The organism is Amycolatopsis sp. NPDC051102 (genome assembly GCF_040682815.1).
Taxonomy (GTDB): domain Bacteria; phylum Actinomycetota; class Actinomycetes; order Mycobacteriales; family Pseudonocardiaceae; genus Amycolatopsis.
The window spans coordinates 146,804-166,268 of the sequence record NZ_JBFBBT010000011.1; the positions used below are offsets into that span (position 1 = coordinate 146,804).

Sequence of the window (19,465 nt, forward strand, 5' to 3'; positions counted from 1 at the left end):
AGGTCGAGGATGGGACGCATGAACCCGATCGACCTGAACGAAGTCCTGGCGAGCTTCGACGCCGCCTGGAGCCCGCGCATCGTCACCCGCGTCAACGACTACGACATCCGGCTCGCCCGGTTCGACGGCGAGCACGTCTGGCACGTCCACGAACACACCGACGAGTTCTTCCTCGTCCTGGACGGCGAGATCGAGATCGGCCTGCGGGACCCCGGCGAACGCGTCGTCACGCTCGGCCGCGGGCAGGTCTTCGTGGTCCCCAAGGGCACCTTCCACAAGCCGTCGTCGAAGGCGGGCGCGAGCGTGCTGCTGGTCGAGCCGGCCGGGACGCTGAGCGTCGGCGACGAGCACGACGAGGTCCCCGCCCACGTCGACGTCACGACGGGCCACCTGGTCTGACCTGCTGAGTCCTTCTCCGGAACGGCGTACGCTCGGCGCATGAAACGGACATCGTTCGCGCAGTGGCCGTGCTCGATCGCGCGCACCATGGATCTGCTCGGTGACTGGTGGACCCCGCTGGTGCTGCGGGACGCCTTCTACGGCGTGCGCCGCTTCGACGAGTTCCAGCAGGCGCTCGGCATCGCGCGCAACACCCTCGCCGACCGGCTGAAGCGGCTGGTCGACGAGGGGCTCCTCGAAAAGGTGCCCTACCAGACCGAGCCGGTGCGCCACGACTACGTGCTCACCGAGAAGGGCCGCGACTTCTACCCCGTGCTGCTCGCGATGACCCGCTGGGGCGACAAGTGGCTCGCGACCGAGGCCGGCCCGCCGATCACCGTGCACCACCTCGCCTGCGGGCACGACACGCACGCCGAAATCGTCTGCGCGCAGTGCCGGGAGCCGATGACGCCGGACGACACGCGGATGCGCCGCGGCCCCGGCTTCCCGCCCCGGCTGGCGCAGCGCCCGGACGTCGAGGAGCGCTTCGCCCGGCAGGAGTGACGTTGACAGCGTAGGTCTATCTACGCAACTATCGTGGTCAGGCGCTCTCAGAGAGGGGTGTGACCACGATGGAGTGGACCGGCGCGCGATACGCCGACCTGCCGACGGCCGAGGTGTCGACCTGGATCCACGCCGCGCCCGAGGACGTCTGGCCGGTCGTTTCGGACATCTCGCTGATGCCCGAGCTGAGCGCGGAACTCCAGTCCGTCGAGTGGTGCGAAGTGGGCCGCAAGTTCCTCGGCCGCAGCAAGCACGACGCGTTCGGCGAGTGGGAGACCACCTCCTACGTCGTGGAGTGCGAAGCGCCACGGGTGTTCGCGTGGGCCGTGCAGGACCCCGAGGAGCCCAGCGCCGTCTGGAAGTTCACCCTCGCGCCGGACGACGGCGGCACCCGCCTGAGCCAGTGGATGCGGATGGGGCCCGGCCGGTCGGGGCTGTCGTTCGCCATCGACCGGATGCCGGAGAAGGAACAGAAGATCGTCTTCGTCCGCATGCGGGAGTTCGAGACGGCGATGGAGCACAACCTCGCCGCGATCAAGGCCCGGATCGAAAGCCGATGAAGACCGCGACCACCGTCGAGTTCTCCACGGACACCCGCACGACGCTCGACTTCGTGCTGGAGGCGGAAAAGCTCGGCCTCGACGTCTGCTGGGTGGCCGAGGCGTGGGGCTCGGACGCGCCGTCCGCGCTCGGCTACCTCGCCGCCCGCACCGGCCGGATCCGGCTCGGCTCCGGCATCATCCAGCTCGGCACGCGCACGCCGGTCGCGATCGCGCAGGCCGCGCTCACCCTCGCCGACCTGTCCGGCGGCCGGTTCGCGCTCGGGCTCGGGCCGTCCGGGCCGCAGGTCATCGAGGGGCTGCACGGCGTCCCGTTCGCGAAGCCGCTGACGCGGATGCGCGAAACCGTCGAGATCATCCGCCAGGCGTTCGCGGGGGAGAAGATCGCCTTCTCGGGCCGGGCGTTCGAGATCCCGCTGCCGGGCGAAGCGCGTCCGATGCGGCTGTCCACCGCCCCGAACCCGGACATCCCGATCTACCTCGCCACACTCTCGCCGAAGCTGCTGGAGCTCACCGGCGAAGTCGCGGACGGCTGGCTGGGCACCAGCTTCGTCCCCGAAGGCGCCGACGCGTACTTCGCGCACCTCGACGCGGGACTCGCGAAGGCGGGCCGCAAGCGCGAGGACATCGACGTCTGCCAGGGAGCCGAAGTCGCCTTCGCGGACAACGAAGACGAACTGCGCACCCTGGTCGGCAGCCGCAAGAAGGAGCTGGCGTTCAGCCTCGGCGGGATGGGCTCGGCCACCACGAACTTCTACAACAACGCCTACAGCCGCCAGGGCTGGGCCGACGTCGCCGCCGAGGTCCGCGAACGCTGGCAGGGCGGGGACCGCGACGGCGCCGCCGCGCTCGTCACCGACGAAATGGTGCTCGGCACGACGCTGATCGGCACCGAAGAGATGGTGCGTGACCGCCTGCGCGTCTGGCGCGACACCGGCATCGACACGGTCCGGCTGTACCCGGCCGGCGAAACGCTCGAAGCGCGGCTCACGACCTTGGGCCGCGCCCTCGACCTGCTGTGAAGGGAACGCCATGGGCGAGTGGCAGCGCACCGCGTGCAGCCTCTGCTACCTCAACTGCGGGCTGGAGGTGCAGCTCGACGGCCGGAAGATCACCCGCGTCCGCGGCGACAAGGCGCACCCGCGCTCCGGCGGTTACCTCTGCCAGAAGGCCCAGCGCCTGACCTGGTACGGCGACCACGAAGACCGCCTGACGACTCCGCTGCGCCGCCGGCCGGACGGGACCCACGAGCCGATCGGCTGGGACACCGCGCTCACCGAAATCGCCGCCAAGCTGCGCGAGATCCGGGACGCCGACACCGCGGCCGGGCGGCCCGGCTCGTTCGCCTACGTCGGCGGCGGTGGCCAGGGCAACCACTCCGGCGGCGCGTACGGCACTTCGCTGCTGAAGTGGATGAACTCGACGCGGCACTTCAACGCGCTGTCCCAGGAGAAGACCGGCGACTTCTGGGTCAACGGGCACCTGTTCGGTTCGACGATCGTGCACACCGCCGAGGACGTCGAGCACTGCGACCTGCTGGTCGTGCTCGGCTGCAACCCCTGGCAGGCCCACGGGTTCAGCAACGCCCGGCACGCGCTCAACACGCTCAAGAACGACCCGGACCGCCGGATGATCGTGATCGATCCGCGGCGCACCGAGACCGCCGAGCTGGCCGACCTGCACCTGCCGCTGCGCCCGGGTACCGACGCCTACCTGCTGGGCGCGCTACTGGCGCTGCTGCTCGAACGCGGCGGCGCCGACGAGGAGTTCCTGGCCGAGCGCACCGAAGGCTTCGACGAGGTGGCCGCGGCGCTCGCGAAAGTGCCGGTGGACGAGTGGATCGCGCACGCCGGACTGTCCCGTGTGGACGTCGAGCGGGCGGCCGGGCTGATCCTTTCGGCCCGCGCCATGACCGTGCGCGTCGAGCTGGGCATCCAGCAGGGACGGCACTCGACGCTCAACAGCTACCTCGAAAAGCTGCTGTACCTGCTCACCGGCCACTTCGGCCGCCGCGGCACGAACAACCTGCACTCGTGGCTGCTGCCGCTGTGGGGCGCCGCGACCGGGCAGCGCTCGGAGATCACCGGCTTCGAGTACATCGGCGGCCTGCTCCCGGCGAACACCCTCGCCGAGGAGGTCCTCAGCGACCACCCGAACCACGTCCGCGCGGTGTGGGTGGAGTCGTCGAACCCCGCCAACACCTTCGCGGGGACGCGGGAGGTCGAACGCGCTCTGCGGGCCGCGGAGCTGTCCGTGGTCGTCGACGTCGCCTACACCGAGACCGCGGCACTGGCCGACTACGTGCTGCCGGCGGCGTCCCAGCACGAGAAGTGGGAGTTCACGCTCTTCACCTTCGAATGGCCGACGAACTACTTCCAGCTGCGGCGGCCGCTGCTGGACCCGCTGCCGGGCACGCTCGTCGAAGCCGAGATCTACGCGCGCCTGTTCGACGCGCTCGGCGTGCTGCCGCCGTCCGGCGACCTCGCCGCGCTGGCCGCGGGGCCGCGTTCGGAGCTGCAGGCGGGGTTGGGTGCCCTCGTCCAGGCGATGCCGGAGCGCGCGGCGATCCTGCCGGTGCTGCTGTACCGCACCCTGGGCGCGTCGCTGCCGGACGGCGCGGCGTCGATCGCGCCGCTGTGGGCGGGGTGTCACCGCGCGGCGAAGGCGATGACCGTGCCGGTGCAGCGCGCGCTGGGCAGCTCGGCGACCGGTCCGCAGCTCGGCGAAGAGCTCTTCGAACGGGTCCTGGCCGGCCCGACGCCGTTTTCGGCGCACGAGCAGGACGAGGTGTGGAGCCTGCTGCGGCGCGAGCGCGTCCGGCTGGCCGTGCCGGAACTGCTGGACTGGCTGGCCGCGCTGGACCCGGCGGCCGAACAGCCGGACCCGGCGTACCCGTATTCGCTGCTCAACGGGCAGCGGCGGGCGCACAACGCGAACCAGATCCTGCGTGACCCGCGCTGGCGCCGCACCGACCCGGACGGCGCCTTGCGTGCGCGTCCCGAAGAACTGGCGTCGATCGGCGCCGCCCCGGGCGACTGGGTGGCCGTCGTGACGGCGTCGGGGCGGGTGGTCGTGCGCGCCGAGGCCGACCCCGGGCTGCGGCCGGGCCAGCTCGCGCTGCCGCACGGCTACGGCATGGCGCACCCGGACGCCCACGGCCGTCGCGTGGTGAGCGGCCCGCGGATCAACCTCCTGACCGACCCCCTGGACCGCGACCCGATCGCGGGCACCCCGCACCACAAGGACGTCCCGGCGCGGCTGGAACCCGCGACGGAAGCGGAAGCCGCCTCGGCCGAGGCGGCCAGCACGCGGGTGCGGGAGACTGTCGCGAGTGGACGGTCTTAGCGCTCGGTGCGGTTTTCGGCCATAGTGGGACCCCGAACCGGAGGGAGCCCATGCGCAAGATCGTTTCGAACCTGTTCATTTCGCTGGACGGCGTCGTCGAAGCACCGGACAAGTGGTCGTTGCGGTACTGGAGCGACGAAATCGGCCAGGCGGTCGGCAGCGGGATGGCCGCCGCCGACGCGATGCTGCTCGGGCGCGTCACCTACGAAGGGTTCGCCGAGGCGTGGCCCGGCCGGACCGTCGAAGGCGACGAAGGCGCCGAGTTCATGAACAACGTCCGCAAGTACGTGCTTTCGTCGACGTTGCCGGAAGTCGCCTGGAACAACTCGACGCTGCTGACCGGCGACCCGGCCGAAGCGGTCCGGACGCTGAAAGCCGAGCCCGGCGGGGACATCATGACCAGCGGCAGCCCGACGGCGGTGCGGTGGCTGCTGGCCGAGGGCTTGGTCGACGAGCTGAACCTGGTGCTGTACCCGGTCGTCGTCGGCCGCGGGAAGCGGCTGTTCCCCGCCGACGGGCCGTCGTTCCCGCTGGAGCTGCAGAAGTCGGCGACGTTCGGCAACGGCGTCGTCCAGCTGACCTACGCGCCGGCGTGAGCACGCCGGGTCGGCTAGCGCCGGAAGCCCTTCGGATCGGCGAGCCACCGGTCCAGGTCCGGATCCTCGTGCAGTTCGTCGAACTCGTCCTCGACGACCCGCTCCGGGCCCAGTTCCGCCCGCAACCGGGCCAGCGCCGCCCGCGCGTCGGCGTTGAACCGGACGCACCGCGCCTCCCGCCACGGACCGGGGTCCGGCGGGTAGTCCCAGTTCAGCGACTCGTCGTACTGCGTCGCGAGGCTCTCCAGCTCGGCCCGCAGCTGCGCGCTGATCGGCAGCTCGCCGAGGTTCGCCGGGCCGAGTTCCGCCCACAGCGCCGCGCCGGAGCCGGCGTCGAAGAAGAACCGCACTTCAATTCACCTGCCGGGACTGGTCCTTCCAGAACGGCTCCCGCAGCTTGAACTTCTGGATCTTCCCGGTCGCCGTCCGCGGGAGCTCGGCCAGGAACTCGACCCGCTTCGGGCACTTGTACCCCGCCAGGTAACCCCGGCAGTGCTGGATCAGCTCCTCCGCCGTGACCTCCCCCTCCACCACGACCAGCGCCGTCACGAGCTCGCCCCACTTCCGGTCCGGGATGCCGATCACCGCGGCCTCCCGGATCGCCGGGTGGGAGTTCAGCGCGTCCTCCACCTCGATCGACGACACGTTCTCGCCGCCGGAAATGATCACGTCCTTCTTGCGGTCCGCGATCGTGAGGTAGCCGTCCTCGAACGATCCGCCGTCGCCGGTGTGGAACCAGCCGCCTTCCTGGACCCGCGCCGTCTCCGCCGGGTTCTCCCAGTAGCCGTCGAGGTTGTGGTTGGACTGCGCGAGCACCTCGCCGTCGGTGTCCACGGCGATCCGGACGCCCAGTGCCGGGGTCCCCGCGCGGCCCAGCAGCCGCGCCTGCTCGTGCGGGTCGAGGTCCGCCCACTCGCTGCGCATCCGGTTCACCGTCAGCAGCGGCGCGGTCTCGGTGAGCCCGTAGATCTGGATGAACTCCCAGCCCAGCTCGGCCCGGACGCGCTCGATCGTGCGCGTCGGCGGCGGTGCGCCGGCCACCACGATCCGGACGCGGTCGCGGCCGGGGATCTCGCCGTCCCAGCTCGCGGCGCCGTCCAGCGCCGCCGTGACCACCGCGGGCGCCGCGCACAGGATCGTGACGCCGTGCTCGTCGATGCGTCGCAGGATCTCCGTGCCGTCGACCTTCCGCAGCACGATGTGCCGGCCGCCGAGGCCGGTCACGGCGTACGGCATGCCCCAGCCGTTGCAGTGGAACATCGGCAGGGTGTGCAGCAGGACGTCGTTGTCGCTCAACGTCGTGTGCAGGCCGAACACGGCGGCGTTCAGCCAGATGTTGCGGTGGGTGAGCTGCACGCCCTTCGGCCGGGCCGTCGTCCCGGACGTGTAGTTGATGGTCGCGGTGGCCGACTCGTCCCCCGCCCAGGGCCGGGGCGTGCCGTCGCCGCCCCAGACGGCCTCGTCGTCACGGCCGAGGACGAAGACGTGCTTCGCCGTCACGGTGTCCAGCAGGTGCGCCAGCTCCGGGTCGACGATCAGCACCTCCGCGCCCGAATGCTCCACTATGTACTTGACCTCGGCCGGTGCCAGCCGGAAGTTCACCGGCACCAGGATCCGGCCCCAGCCGGACACGCCGAAGAACGACACGAGCAGCCGCGCGGCGTTGTGCGACACCATCGCGACCCGGCCGCCGGCCGGCACGCCGAGCGCGTCGAGGTTGGCGGCCTGCGCGCGGGCCCGGCGCGCCACCTCGCGGTAGGTGAGCGAGCCCCAGCTCGGCGCCGGCTGGGCCGGCTCGTCGACCACCGCGACGCGGTCCGGGTACACCGTTTCCGCGCGGTCGAGGAAGTCCCGCACACCCAGATCGAAGAACATCCCCCGATGATGACTCTTCCCAGGTGCTCGCACCAGTCCGATGTGGTTCGCTGGACCACGATGGACTTCGACACGGTGGCCGGCGAGCTCTACGGGGGCGACCTCGCGGAGTTCGTCAGCGCGCGCAACGCGGCCGCGAAGACGGCGAAGGCCGAAGGGGACGCCGAGCTCGCGAAGCGGATCCAGCAGCTTCGCAAGCCGACCACGGCGGCGGCGATCGTCAACACCCTGTCCCAGGAGGACCCGGACCAGCTGCGTGAACTGGCCGAAGTCGGGGACGAGCTGCGTGACGCGCACACGCGCCTGGCCGGCGACGAGCTGCGGGCGCTGACCCGCCGCCGCGGCGAGCTGGTGCGGCGGATCCTGCACGGGCTGTCGTCGATGAGTGACTCGGTGTCCCGCGAGGTCGAGGCGACCCTGGAAGCCGTCGCGGCCGACCCGGACACCGCCGCGCTCGCGCTGGCCGGGCGGCTGACGTCGGTGGCGCACCAGGACACCGACCAGTGGTTCAGCCTCGCCGCGAGCGTCCCGCCCGCCACCGGGAAGCGCCCGGCGAAGCTGGTGGACAAGGCCGAACCGGCCAAGCCGAAGCGCGACCACCGGCGCGAGGAGGAGGAACGGGCGAAGGCCCGTGCGGAACGCGACCGCCTGCGCAAGGAAGCCGCCGAACGGGCGAAAGAGCGCGCGACGGCCGAGCGCGACCTCGTCCGCACCGAGCGTGCGGCCGAGCAGGCCACCGCCCGCGTCGAAGACCTGCGCGAGCGGCTGGCCGAAGCCGAGGAACGCGCGGAGCGGGCGACGGCGGAGTTCGAGACGGCGAAGGCGGCCTTCGACGAAGCCGACGCCGCCGCCCGGAAAGCCGCCGACGCCGCCGGCTGAGCTATTCGGTTGAGGGATGGCCTGCTTCCGGTCCGGGTTGGTAACGTGCCAGTGCGCCCCGGATGGGCCGACACACGGAGGTAGTGGCTAACCAGCCCCCTTGAGATCGACACGTTCCGCCTTCCCCGGGCGGAGCTGTGCCTTCGTGTCGGCTCTCGGCCTCCGGTGATTCCGTCATCGGAAAGGATCACCCAGCTTGATCACGCTCACCACGACCGGCGCCCGCACGGGCCGGAAGCACCGGGTGCCGTTGGGCGCTTTGGACATCGACGGCCGGCTGGTCGTCGTCGCGTCGGCGATGGGCGCGCCGAAGCACCCGGCCTGGTACCACAACATCCGGCAGAACCCCCTGGTCACGGTGGAAACCGAGAGCGAGACGTTCGACGCGATGGCCGCCCTCCCGCCCGACCGCGACGAGCTGTTCGCCAAGGTCGTCGCGCAGGAACCGGGGTTCGCGGACTACCAGGCGCGAACGACCCGGGTCCTGCCCGTCGTCGAGCTGCACCGGTTCGACCCCGCGCGCCGCATGGGCGACTGGATCGTCGAGGTGCACGACTGGCTGCGCGCCGAACTGAAGGAGATGCGCGCCGAGCTCGACTGCGGCACCCCGCGGCGGCTGAGCACGCGGTGCGCCGGGTTCTGCACGGCGCTCACCAGGCACCACACCGGGGAGGGCGCGAACCTCTTCCCCCTGCTGGCCGAGCGGTTCCCCGCCCTGGCCCCGACGCTGGCGAAGCTCGACGAAGAGCACGTCGTCGTGGCCCGGCTGCAGGAGGACATCCAGCGGCTCGTCGACGAGGAGACCGACCCGGTCGCGCTCCGCGCGGAGTTCGACCGGCTCAGGTCCGAACTGGACAGTCACTTCGACTACGAGGAACGCACTCTCGTCGCCGCGCTGAACGCCCTGCTGCCCGCACCCGGCTGATCAGAACAGGATTCCGGCCAGCCGCCGTTGGTTTTCCAGCTCCACCGCGGGGGACGGGCCGAGCACCTGCACGGCCACGTGGTCGGCACCGGCGTCCACATGGGACCGCAGGCCCTTGGCCACGGTTTCGGGCGTGCCGTGCAGGACGAGGTCGTCGATCAGGCGGTCGCTGCCGCCGCCGGCGACGTCGGCCTCGGTGTACCCGTGGCGCAGCAGGTTGTTCACGTAGTTGCGCAGGCCCAGGTACGGGTGCTGCACGTACGGGCGGCCGATGGCGCGCGCGGCCGCCGGGTCGTCGTCGACGACCACCTTCTGTTCCGGCGCCAGCAGTTTGCCCGCGCCCAGGACCGATCGGGCGTGCCGCGTGTGCCCGGCCGGCACCAGGTACGGGTGCGCGCCCGCCGTGCGCTCGGCGGCCAGTTCCAGCACGCGGTCGCCGAGCGCGGCGAGGATCCGGGCTCCGGCCGGGACGCCGGCCGCGTCGAGCCGGTCGAGGTAGTCGACGATCTTGGCGTACGGGCTGCGGTATCCGGTGACGGATTCGGGGTGCCCGACGCCGATGCCGAGCAGCAAGCGCTTTCCGTACCGGTCCGCGAGCCGGTGGTAGGACGCGGCGAGGGTTTCCGGCTCGTCGACCCACATGTTGACGATCGCCGTCGCCACGGTGATCCGCTCGGTCGAGGCGAGGATGTCTTCGGCGAACGCGAGGTCGCCGACGGAGTTGCGGCCGGTGCCGAGCCAGACTGCGCCGTAGCCGAGCGCGTCCGCCGCGACCGCCTGCTCCTTCCGTGCCGCGTCGTCGCGGTGCGGGGCGAGGAACAGGCCGTACTGACTCACTACATTTGTCATAGAGGTCAATGTAGCAAATGTAGCGATCGGTGTCAGGCGGCGAGGCGGTGCAGCCACTCGCGCAGCATCTGGCGCTCGGTGGTGGTCAGGGCCTCCGTGTCGTCTTCGAGGGCAGTCGACAAAGCGACAGCGAGCGCGCTCACGGACGACTCCTCGGCGGGCCGGTCGGTGAGCAGCCCGGCCAGCACGGATTCCCTGACCTGCGTGGACATCGCCAGGTCGCGCTCGGCTTCGGGCTGGGCGATCAGGCTGAGCGTCACGCCGCTGTTGGCCGCCGCGAACTGGCGCGCGGCCTCCGCCGCCTCGACGCGGAGGCGGCCGTCGCGCGCCAGCGGCGTGAACAGCTCCAGCAGCATCGCTTCGGCGCTCGAGGTGAGGTTGCACGGCACGCCCGGCTCGATCTGGCCGTAGAGCAGCACGTAGAACGCAGGGTGTTCGAGACCGTATTCGACGTGCCGGTCCCACCCCGCCCTGATGCGGTCGACCGGATTGCCGTCCGGCGACGGGGCCTGGACGTACTGGGTGAAGCCGTAGTTGACGACGGCGTCGAGCAGGCCCTGCTTGCTGCCGAAGTGGTGGTACAGCGTGGGAGCCTGGACGCCGGCGCGCTCGCAGATCGCCCGCGTCGAGACCGGGCCGTCGCCGGCCTCGTGCAGGAGCTGTCCGGCGGCCAGCAGCAGGCGGTCGCGGGTACTGGTGGCGTTGCTCGATCGTCCGGCCATGTAGCAATTGTAACGTCGGGCTATAGCGCCCGGCGCAGCCGCAGCTGGACGCGCCGGAGCCCGGCGAAGGCGGCCAGCACCTCCGGATCCGTCGTGGCCGCGTCCGGGCGGACCGACCGGTAGCCGTCGACGAGCGCCTCCCGCAGCTCGTCGCGCTGCGGCAGGTGCGCCAGCGCGGCCTGGGTCACGGCGAGGTCGTACGCGTAGTGCCCGTACCCGCAGCCGTCGAAGTCGATCGCCCGCACCCGGCCGCGGTCGAACAGGTAGTTGTCCTGGCGCAGGTCGCCGTGCACCAGGCCGAAGACGTCCGCGCCGAACCCCAGCCCGGCCCGCACCGCGCGGACCCGCGCCACCGCCTCGCGGATGGTTTCGTCGCCGCCGGCCGAGGCGACGGCCCGCTCGACGACCGCCGCGGAGAAGCCGTCCACCTGCGTGCGCCCGAACTCGGTCAGGTCGTCGACGCGGCCGCGGTCGAGGCCGTTCATCCGAGCGCCGTGCAGGTGCAGCCGCGCGGTGAACGCGCCCACCGCGTACAGCTGCGGGGCGCCGAGCCGCTCGTCGGCGAACCGGCCGTCGACCCAGTGGCAGAGCACGCAGGTGCGCGGTTCGGGCACGGCCGGGTCGGCGACCACGGTGGCCAGCTCCCGCGCGCGCGTCGGCACGGGACGCGGGACGACGAGGTCGGTCTCGCGGCTCAGGGTGGCGAGCCAGGCCATCTCGGCGCGCACCTGCGCGACTCCGGGGCCGTCCGGCCGCTGCACCCGCAGCACGTACCGGTGGCCGTCCGCGCCGTCGACGCGGAACGACGTGTTGAGCCCGTGCGCCAGCGGGGTCAGGCGGGCCACCGGCACGGCGTAGGCGGTCAACGCCGCTTCGGCGAGCCGGCGCAGGCGTCGCGTGCGGCCGGCGCGGTCCAGTTCGGCGAACGGCCGGGTGTTCGCCTGGAAGTCGGCCATCGCCCAGGTGCTCAGCTGATCGGCCGTTCCGGCTCGCGGGCGGCGTCACTCCGGTGGAAGTTCGGGTCGCCGGGAACGCAGAAGTCCGTGGTCATACCGTGCCGCACGCGTGGTCTCCGTCCGCCGCATCACCGGCCCCCTGCCTTCCCGTGGGGGACACGTGCGAATCGGACGGCCGGTTCAATGCCGGACAACGCGTAGAGCCCGGTACCCGCCAGCGCGACGGCGGCGAGTGCGGACAACGCCGTCAGCGGCAGCGGCGCGGCCAGCGGATCGATGCCGCGGAAGGATTCGAAGCCGATGACGGCGGTGAGCACGGCGTCGGCGGCGACGGCGGCTCCGACGACGCGCATCCGGTGCGCTTCGGGCCAGCGGCTGAACCGCAGGAGCCAGGCCAGCGCCGGCAGGACCAGGATCGCGTGCATGGCGACCGCGTGCAGCGGCTTGAGCGAGCCCGCTGTCGTGTAGGCCGGCTCCGGGTTTCCGCCACGGGAGGCGACGACGCCGCGGCCGATCATCACCGCGCCCGTCGCCAGCGCGACCAGCAGCACGAACAGGCCCGCGCGGATGGCCAGGCGCAGGCTCGGCGCGTCCGGGCCGGGCTCCACGAGCGCGGCCGCGGTGAAGCCGATGACGGTCACGATGATCACCGCACCGCCCCCGGCGAGCGTCATCGAGACGGCGGAGTCGAACGGTGTCTCGAAGTCGAAGTGCGACGGCACCCCGCGCCACGCCTGCATGCTGACCAGCACGACTTCGACGACGCTCGCCGCGGTGAACGCGCCGAGCAGAGCGCTGCGCACCCGCGGGCGGACGGTGAGGAACGACGTCGCCCAGGCGACCGACGCGAGCGTCAGCCCGAACGAGAGGCCGAAGGTGACGGCCTTGCGCAGCGACAGCGGACCGAGCCACGAGCCGCCGGTCGCGACGAGCGCGAGCGCGTGCACGAGGCCGCTGAGGAACAGGACCGCGCCGACGGCGTAGGCGATTCGCTCGGCTCGCCGGCCGTCGTGCCAGATCCGGGTCAGTGCGTTCATACCCCGCAGTTTCGTCCCGCGGCGGGCCTGCCGCGTCGGCCCGGCGGCGACACCACGACGTACGACGACGGGCGTACGGCAATCGGCGAGTATGTCGAAAAAGCGCGCGTAAAGGAATAAGAATTTTCTTGACGAAATTTTGGCGGGGCGGGTGTCGGGAGCCACTCGCCAGGCGGATGCGGTCCGGTCGGCCGCGTTCTACTCTGCAATCATGTACATCGCACTCTTGACCTACACGGCGCCCGAAACCGAAGTCGACTACGCACTCCCGGACCATTCGGACTGGTTGCGCAAACAATTCACGAAGGGACTTTTCCTCGTTTCCGGAAAGGGCGACGGCGCGGCCGACCAGGTGATCCTGACGCGGTCGATGCTGCGCGGCAAGCTCGACGCCGTGCTCGCCAGCGACCCGTTCGTGGTCCGCAGGCTCGCCCGTTACGACGTCATCGAGTTCACCGCCACGCGCACCGCGCAGGAGCTGCTGGCGATCAACGAGGCCATCGCCTCCTGAGCAGAAGTTCTCGGGGATCCGGGTGACGGAGCCCCGTCCTGGGCAGAGCCCGGAATGTCACCGCCGTCCGAGTCGGGTGGCCCGGCGACGACGCCCCGCCACCTGACGGCGAAGAACACTCGCCCGCTGCGCCTCGCTTATGATCGCGAAGGACGTCCAGCAGGGAGAGTGCGATGAAAACCCCCGACCTCGTCTTCCGGGGCCGCCGGTTGAGCAGTGACCGCGCGCTGGTGCTGGCCGCGGTCGAGGCGCTCCCGTCGGCTAGGGACGCCACCCGCGCCGCCGTCGCCGACGGTGCCGATCTCGTGAGTTTCGGCGGGACCGGCGTCGAACCCCTGGTCGAGTGGGCGCGTGAGACGTTTCCCGGCCTCGTCGTGGGAGTCGAAACCGAGGACGCTTCAGTCGCTGCGGCCTGCTGTGAGGCGGGCGCCGACCTGATCGTGGCCCGCGCGGACCTGGCCGAGGTCGCGGCCCGGTTCGGCGCCGGTTACGCCGCTGCGTCGGTGCCTTCCGGTTTGCCCGCTTCGGGCGTCGTCCTGGACGTCGGGGAGTTCCGGCTGCCGGTGCCGGCCGGCGTCCCCGTGCTCGCCGGGGTGGCCGGCGACGGAACGCCCGGTGGCCTGGCGCGGGCGGCGCTCGCGGCGTCGGCGGGGGTGGCGATCATCCGCACGAAGCACGTGCGCGAGGTGCGGCACGTGGCCGAGATGGCGGCGAGCATCGCGGGCACCCGCCCGCCGGCGAAGGCGGTCCGGTGGGAGTGATCCGGCAGGTCTGGCCGCAGCCGCGCGACCTCGGCGACGACGACCTGGAGCAGCTGTACCGCTTCCCGGCGGACCCCCGCTGGCTGGCGGTGAACTTCGTGTCGAGCACGGACGGCGCGATCACGGTCGACGGCCTCTCGGGTGGCCTGTCGACCCCGGCGGACCGCATCGTCTACCGACTCGGCAACGACCTGGCCGACGTGGTCCTGGTGGGCGCGGGCACGGCGATCGCGGAGGGTTTCGAGGGCATGCGCCCGGACGCCGCGACGGCCGACCGCCGCCGCCGGTTCGGCCTGGCCCCGATCGCCCCGGTGGCGGTGGTGACGACGGGCCGTTCCCTGCCGGCGGACGCCCCGGTGATCACGAAGGCGGCGGTCCCGACGCTGGTGTTCACGTGCGCGGCGGCGCCTCCGGCGTTGCGCGAGGCGTGGGCGTCGAACGGCGCCCGGGTGTTCGTCGTGGGCGAGGCGGAGGTGTCGGCCGAGGGGGTGGTGTCGACGCTGGTGGCGGAGGGACTCGGCCGCATCGACTGCGAGGGCGGCCCGCGGTTGTTCGGCTCGCTGATCGCGGCGGGCGTCGTCGACGAGTTCCGGTTGACGGTGGCGCCGTTTCTCGTGGCGGGGACGTCCAGCCGGGCGGCGGTCGGTGCCGCGGTGGATCCGGCCGAGCTGGAGCTGGCTTCGGTTCTCACCGACGGCGCCAGCGTTTTGCTGCGCTACCTGGTTCCGCGCTAGTTTTGTCGGTCCCTTCCGGTAGCGTGGAAATCGGGGGCTCCCTCGCGCGATTCGCTTTGCGCGGCAAGCAAAAACCCTGCCCGCAGTTCACCCGGTTCAGCGATGATGTTCGAACTTCTGTTCGGGTACCGTCGAAGACATGATCACCGCCCGAAGACCCCGGCAGCACCGGAAACCGGTGCTGCGCCAAGGAAACCGCCTACCGATCGAGCAGCCGCCGGAAGTGGCCCGGCAGCGACAGCTCCCGAGCCTCCGCCCGCGTCAGCCAGGCGAAGTCGTCGTGCTCCTCAGAGTTGAGCACGACCTCGCCCGCTCCGTCTTCTTCCACCGTGTAAACGAAAGCGTGGATCCGCAGCGCGCGGCCCGCGACGTCCGGCCACGCGTCGCGAGCCAGCTCGCCCGTGACGCGGACCGTCAGCCCGGTCTCCTCCGCCGCTTCGCGCACCGCTGTGGCTTCGAACGGCTCGCCCGGCTCGGCCGTCCCGCCGGGCAGTTCCCAGCGGCCCGCGAGGAACACGCCGGGCCCGCGGCGCAGGAACAGCACCCGGTCACCGCGGGCGATCCAGCAGTAGGCCAGGTGCTTCTGCGCGATCTCCGTCATGCGCGCGATTCTCGCTCAGTTGGTCTTCGACGTCGGCAGGTGGGCACCGAGGTACCCGACGTACACGGTGCCCGTCCGGTCGGTGTCGTCGAGGAAGTGCAGGCGCGGTGCCGGCGACTTGAACCGCTCCAGGGCGATGTGGGCGCCGAAGTAGTCGCGGCCCGCCGGGTTGGTCCGGGGATCGACGCGGAAGGTGCGGGCCTGGCGGAGGCGCTCGTTCGTCGTCACCGTGTCCGACTCGGCCAGGGCGATGATGTTGGCGCTGATCAGCGAACCCGGCTGGCCGGTGCGGGCGAACGCGAGCACGTCCGAAAGCTCGGGGCCGGGATCCTGACCGGCCTCCAGCAGCGACGTGCGGGCGCCCGCGTAGGCGTCGAGGGTGCGCAGCGCGTCCCACGCCTTCCGGCGCCAGGCGGCGGCTTTCGGGTGGTGGTCGAGGATCGCGGCCGGCGCCGGTTCGGCCGTGATGGCCAGGTGCTTGAGCGACGTCGCCGCGGCGCCGATCAGCTCGCCGAAACTGGGGAAATCCTCCGGCGGGCGCTCGGCGTCGGCGACCTCGTCGTCCGCGTCGTGGTGGCGGGCGAGCCGGCCGGCCAGCAGGCCGTTGACGCGTCTGAGCTCGTCGCGCTCGGCCTCGGTCTCCTCGAACGCGCGGGCGTAGTCGTCCACCTCCGCCTGCAGGTGCGCGAGCTGCTCCCGCAGGCAGGCGACGTCGGTCGCGCACACGTCCTCGAGGCGCCGGCGGAGGGTCTTGACCTCGCCGGCGTGCCGATCCCGTTCCTCGGCGTGGGCCTTGGCCTTCTTCCGCAGGATCGTGATCACGCCGCGCGCCTCGGCCAGTTCCCGTTCGGCGCGGCCGAGTTTCTCGACCAGTTCCGCGTCGGGTTCCCGCTCGGGCGACGCGAAGGGATCCGTTTCGTACCAGGCCCGCACGCTCGGCACCTCGGTCCACTCCTCGGGCAGCGGCGTCCGGCTGCGCGCCTGGATGAGCCGGGTGATCGCGTCTTCGAGCGCCTCGCCGGACACCGGGCTGGCGGTCTCGACGAAATCCGGGAGCTGGTCGCACGGTGGCACGTACAGCCGCGCGCCCTGCGGCAGCGCGCAGCCCAGTGGCAGGTGGCGGTTGAGCGTGTGGCGGAAGCGGTCGTCGACGTCGAAGACGTTGACCAGCCCGGGCCAGCCCTCCACCGGCACCGTCGGTGGCTCGGTGAGCACCAGCACGGCCGAAGACCGCCACGGCGCCACCAGGGCCTCGCCCAGCAGGTCGGCCAGGTGGTCGCATTCCTTGCGCGACCAGCCGCGCATCGCCAGCACCGGCGTTTCGATCGGGATTTCGTCGCTGCCGCTGGCACCCAGCTCTTCCAGGCCGATCCGCTCGGCCGGTGCGTCGTGGCAGCTGCGCCACGGCCGCGTGCACGCCGCGGCCAGCAGCCACGTCACCCGATCCTCGCCGGCGCGATAGCACAGCGAAAGCAATACCTGAACGGAGTAGCGGCCTTCGCCGCCCTCGTACGCGAATTTCAGATCGCACCGGCGCGAACCGCCGTCGTCGGACGAGCCGAGATCGCTGACCGTGTAGTCGTCGTGCTGCCGCTGACGGCTGATCAGCCTGCTGCGCAACGCGTCCAGGGGGCGTTTCCCCTCGGTGGGGACCAGTCCGTGGTGCCAGATCCGGTGCACCCCCACAGGACTCAACTCCGTTCGCCGGGAACAGGACCTCAGCCGAACATAGCGGATCCTGTGACCGTTCGAACGCGGGGCGTCACCCTGTGCGCGTCCAGAGGCAGAACGGATGCCCGGCCGGGTCGAAGCAGACCCGGACGTCGTCCTGCGGCTGGAACTCGGCGACGACCGCACCCGCCGCGGTCGCCGCCGCCGTCGCCGCCTGGAGGTCGTCGACCTCGATGTCGAGGTGCAGCTGCATCTGCTGGGCGCCGTCGGCCGGCGGCCACACCGGCGGGACGTGCCCGGTCTCGAGCTGGAACGACAGGCCCGCGCTGCCGTCGTCCGGGCGCAGCGTCACCCACTCCGGTTCGTCGGTGCGGATCGGCCAGCCGAGGAGCTTCGAGTAGAACTCGGCGAGCGCGCGGGGTTCCGGCGTGCCGAGCACGGTGGAGGTCAGCTTCATGATCGGACTGGTACCCGGGCGGCGGGTCCTCTACCCGGCCACGTGAGCGAGGAGGTGATCACGGCCAGGACCGCGCCGGCGCGGTCCTGGCGTAGGCGCCGGAGACCGGTGCCGGCCCGCCGATCGGCAGCGGCGCGACCACAGCGCACCCAGGTCGCCATCGCCGGCGTGAGGTCGGCGCGCGACGGGATATCCGGCCGTGCGGGGCGGAATACCTCGGCACCGCGGCGGTTGGATCCTGGCGCAGGCGTTGTGATCACTGAGGGAGCTGCCATGTCGTCCGAGCACATCCAGGGGACCGTCGCCGACGGGTTCGAGGCCGTCCGCGCGGAGTTCGCCGCCGTCGCGGCCGACGAAGGCGGTGACTACGCCGCTCAGCTCGTCGCGCACGTCGACGGTGAGCGCGTCGTGGACCTGTGGACCGGCCCCGAGATCACCGGTGACTCGCTGACCGGCGTGTTCTCCTCGACGAAGGGTGCCGCGCACCTGGTGGTCGCGCTGCTGGTCCAGGACGGCGTGCTGGAGCTCGACCAGCGGGTCGCGCACTACTGGCCGGAGTTCGGCGCCGCGGGCAAGGACCGGCTCACCCTGCGCGAGCTGCTCGCGCACCGCGCGGGCGTGGTCGGCGCGGACGCCGGGTTCACGGCCGAAGAGATCGCGGACGACCGCGTCATCGCCGAGCGGCTCGCCCCGCAGCGGCCGTACTGGCGGCCCGGCACGGCGTTCGGCTACCACGCGCTGACGATCGGCGCGCTGACCGGCGAGGTCGTCCGGCGCGTCACCGGCCGCAGCATCCAGGAGCACTACGAGGAGCGGGTCCGGAAGCCGTTCGGCCTGGACTTCTACCTGGGGCTGCCCGAGGAGCTGGAGCCGCGGTTCCTGACCACGCAGCCGATGCTGCCGACGCCGGAGCAGCTGGCGCAGCTGGAGGCGAACGCGACGGGGCCGGACAGCATCACGGGCATCGCGTTCAACCGGAACCACCCGAAGGCCCCCGAACTCTGGGACCTGCCGAACATCAAGCTGGTCCGGCAGCTGAGCCCGGCTTCGGTGGGCGGCGTCGCGTCGGCACGGGGCCTCGCCGGCATGTACGCGGCGGCGATCAGCGGCCCGGAGCCGCTCCTGCGGCCGGAGACGGCGGCGGAGTTCGCCCAGATCCACTCGATCGGCGTCGACCTGTCCACCCGCAACCACAACGCGTTCGGCCTCGGCTTCGCCATCGTCTCGGACGACTACCCGACGCTGGGCCAGGGCGCATTCGGCCACAGCGGCGCGGCCGGCTCACAGGCATTCGCCGACCCCCGCAGCGGCCTCGCCTACGGCTACAACCGCCGCCGGTTCGCCTTCCCGGGCGGAGCGGCCCCGGAGAACGCCCGCCTGGTCAGCGCAGTCCACGCGGCAGCGACGGCCTAGGAGCCTCGGTAGCGGCGCCCCCGTGGCCAACGGGGGCGCCCGCGGGCTCAGGGGGCGGCTGGCGTGCTCGGGGGCAACCGCGCCCGTCCGTGCGGCCCACAAGGCCGCCGCAACGGCGACCGCGGCACGCCCGCTTGGGCCGGGATGGCTCTGCGGTCCGTGGGGGCGACCGCGTAGCCGGAGGCAGTGGCGATCGCGTGAGCCCAACAGGGCGCGCCCGCGCCGACCGCGGGGGCGGCCGTATGGCCCGTCCGCGCGGCCCACAAGGCCGCCCGCAGTGGCCACCGCGTAGCCCGCCCCGCGCCCCCGCCTGACCGCTCGCCGCGGCAGCCCCCAAACCGTCCACAAAGGACGCACCAGCCCGAACCAGAACCCCTCCAGTCACGGTCCGTGGCGGGAGCAACACGTACCTGCGAGCGGCCTCTCGACCGTTCCCCCGGCTGCGGGAATGCACGTCCGCAATGGACGTCGTTACAGACTTCACCCGTTAGGACGTTCCGGTCGGGACGTTCCGCCTGCTCACACGATCCGCTCTGACTTTCCGTAGCGAAAACTCTCCCGATCAATGCGCCGATGTGCAACTATTGGGCCGTTCGCGGGGAGAGGGCCTCGCGGCGGGGGACTCACCGTC

Annotated in this window: 20 protein-coding genes and 1 pseudogene; 12 read left to right on the forward strand and 9 right to left on the reverse strand. The window is 71.9% G+C overall.

Translation table 11 applies throughout. The features are described 5' to 3' along the window. Positions 1 to 9 precede the first annotated feature (9 nt). From AB0M93_RS28630 to AB0M93_RS28655, 6 genes are all read left to right on the forward strand, one after another. Entirely contained in the window at positions 10 to 399 is a 390-nt protein-coding gene (locus tag AB0M93_RS28630; protein ID WP_364278437.1) for a cupin domain-containing protein, read from the forward strand. A 39-nt stretch (positions 400 to 438) separates the two neighbouring features. Then, positions 439 to 942, forward strand: a complete 504-nt coding sequence (locus AB0M93_RS28635) for a helix-turn-helix domain-containing protein (RefSeq protein ID WP_364278440.1) — start codon at positions 439 to 441, stop codon at positions 940 to 942. A 68-nt stretch (positions 943 to 1,010) separates the two neighbouring features. Continuing rightward, complete coding sequence (locus AB0M93_RS28640) at positions 1,011 to 1,502, forward strand: SRPBCC family protein (RefSeq protein ID WP_364278875.1); 492 nt, start codon at positions 1,011 to 1,013, stop codon at positions 1,500 to 1,502. Beyond that, positions 1,499 to 2,524: an LLM class flavin-dependent oxidoreductase gene (locus tag AB0M93_RS28645; protein ID WP_364278443.1), complete on the forward strand. Its 1,026-nt coding sequence runs from the start codon at positions 1,499 to 1,501 to the stop codon at positions 2,522 to 2,524. The genes AB0M93_RS28640 and AB0M93_RS28645 overlap by 4 nt, the downstream gene beginning before the upstream one ends. Positions 2,525 to 2,534: 10 nt before the next feature. Then, complete coding sequence (locus tag AB0M93_RS28650) at positions 2,535 to 4,847, forward strand: molybdopterin-dependent oxidoreductase (protein WP_364278446.1); 2,313 nt, start codon at positions 2,535 to 2,537, stop codon at positions 4,845 to 4,847. Between the two features lie 50 nt (positions 4,848 to 4,897). Then, complete coding sequence (locus AB0M93_RS28655; RefSeq protein WP_364278449.1) at positions 4,898 to 5,443, forward strand: dihydrofolate reductase family protein; 546 nt, start codon at positions 4,898 to 4,900, stop codon at positions 5,441 to 5,443. 14 nt (positions 5,444 to 5,457) lie between these two features. On the opposite strand, the gene AB0M93_RS28660 is transcribed toward AB0M93_RS28655, so the two are convergent. Beyond that, positions 5,458 to 5,793: a hypothetical protein gene (locus AB0M93_RS28660; RefSeq protein WP_364278452.1), complete on the reverse strand. Its 336-nt coding sequence runs from the start codon at positions 5,791 to 5,793 to the stop codon at positions 5,458 to 5,460. Between the two features lies 1 nt (position 5,794). Continuing rightward, positions 5,795 to 7,318 carry an AMP-binding protein gene (locus AB0M93_RS28665; RefSeq protein WP_364278455.1) on the reverse strand — a complete coding sequence of 508 codons (1,524 nt, stop codon included), beginning with the start codon at positions 7,316 to 7,318 and terminating at the stop codon, positions 5,795 to 5,797. 60 nt (positions 7,319 to 7,378) lie between these two features. Here AB0M93_RS28665 and AB0M93_RS28670 point away from each other — a divergent pair, with 60 nt between their 5' ends. After that, positions 7,379 to 8,197, forward strand: coding sequence for a hypothetical protein (locus AB0M93_RS28670; protein ID WP_364278458.1), 819 nt, complete (start codon positions 7,379 to 7,381; stop codon positions 8,195 to 8,197). A 193-nt stretch (positions 8,198 to 8,390) separates the two neighbouring features. Further along, a pseudogene (locus tag AB0M93_RS28675) lies at positions 8,391 to 9,122 on the forward strand (nitroreductase/quinone reductase family protein); the annotation flags it as partial. Here the strand turns inward: AB0M93_RS28675 and AB0M93_RS28680 are convergent. The 4 genes from AB0M93_RS28680 to AB0M93_RS28695 all read right to left on the reverse strand — a co-directional run bounded on the left by AB0M93_RS28680 (position 9,123) and on the right by AB0M93_RS28695 (position 12,686). Beyond that, the gene (locus AB0M93_RS28680; RefSeq protein WP_364278461.1) at positions 9,123 to 9,971 is read right to left on the reverse strand and encodes an LLM class F420-dependent oxidoreductase; all 849 of its coding nucleotides are present in this window, start codon (positions 9,969 to 9,971) and stop codon (positions 9,123 to 9,125) included. It lies immediately after the preceding pseudogene. A gap of 32 nt (positions 9,972 to 10,003) precedes the next feature. Then, on the reverse strand, positions 10,004 to 10,693 hold the full coding sequence (locus AB0M93_RS28685; protein WP_364278464.1) for a TetR/AcrR family transcriptional regulator: 690 nt from the start codon (positions 10,691 to 10,693) through the stop codon (positions 10,004 to 10,006). Between the two features lie 20 nt (positions 10,694 to 10,713). Continuing rightward, complete coding sequence (locus AB0M93_RS28690; protein ID WP_364278467.1) at positions 10,714 to 11,649, reverse strand: phosphotransferase; 936 nt, start codon at positions 11,647 to 11,649, stop codon at positions 10,714 to 10,716. 128 nt (positions 11,650 to 11,777) lie between these two features. Next, positions 11,778 to 12,686, reverse strand: a complete 909-nt coding sequence (locus AB0M93_RS28695) for a hypothetical protein (RefSeq protein ID WP_364278470.1) — start codon at positions 12,684 to 12,686, stop codon at positions 11,778 to 11,780. Between the two features lie 211 nt (positions 12,687 to 12,897). On the opposite strand from AB0M93_RS28695, the gene AB0M93_RS28700 reads away from it, so the two are divergent. From AB0M93_RS28700 to AB0M93_RS28710, 3 genes are all read left to right on the forward strand, one after another. Further along, positions 12,898 to 13,197, forward strand: coding sequence for a hypothetical protein (locus tag AB0M93_RS28700; RefSeq protein ID WP_364278473.1), 300 nt, complete (start codon positions 12,898 to 12,900; stop codon positions 13,195 to 13,197). Between the two features lie 173 nt (positions 13,198 to 13,370). Further along, entirely contained in the window at positions 13,371 to 13,958 is a 588-nt protein-coding gene (locus AB0M93_RS28705; RefSeq protein ID WP_364278476.1) for a dihydropteroate synthase, read from the forward strand. Continuing rightward, a complete protein-coding gene (locus AB0M93_RS28710) occupies positions 13,955 to 14,692 on the forward strand; it encodes a dihydrofolate reductase family protein (protein ID WP_364278878.1) in 738 nt (245 codons plus the stop codon). Before AB0M93_RS28705 ends, AB0M93_RS28710 begins: the two co-directional genes overlap by 4 nt. A 199-nt stretch (positions 14,693 to 14,891) precedes the next feature. Here AB0M93_RS28710 and AB0M93_RS28715 read toward each other — a convergent pair whose 3' ends face one another. From AB0M93_RS28715 to AB0M93_RS28725, 3 genes are all read right to left on the reverse strand, one after another. Next, positions 14,892 to 15,293, reverse strand: coding sequence for an NUDIX hydrolase (locus AB0M93_RS28715; RefSeq protein ID WP_364278479.1), 402 nt, complete (start codon positions 15,291 to 15,293; stop codon positions 14,892 to 14,894). 15 nt (positions 15,294 to 15,308) lie between these two features. Further along, a complete protein-coding gene (locus AB0M93_RS28720) occupies positions 15,309 to 16,979 on the reverse strand; it encodes a hypothetical protein (RefSeq protein ID WP_364278482.1) in 1,671 nt (556 codons plus the stop codon). Positions 16,980 to 17,055: 76 nt separating this feature from the next. Continuing rightward, positions 17,056 to 17,421: a VOC family protein gene (locus tag AB0M93_RS28725; RefSeq protein WP_364278485.1), complete on the reverse strand. Its 366-nt coding sequence runs from the start codon at positions 17,419 to 17,421 to the stop codon at positions 17,056 to 17,058. Between the two features lie 273 nt (positions 17,422 to 17,694). Here AB0M93_RS28725 and AB0M93_RS28730 point away from each other — a divergent pair, with 273 nt between their 5' ends. Beyond that, on the forward strand, positions 17,695 to 18,834 hold the full coding sequence (locus AB0M93_RS28730) for a serine hydrolase domain-containing protein (RefSeq protein WP_364278488.1): 1,140 nt from the start codon (positions 17,695 to 17,697) through the stop codon (positions 18,832 to 18,834). Positions 18,835 to 19,465: the final 631 nt, after the last annotated feature.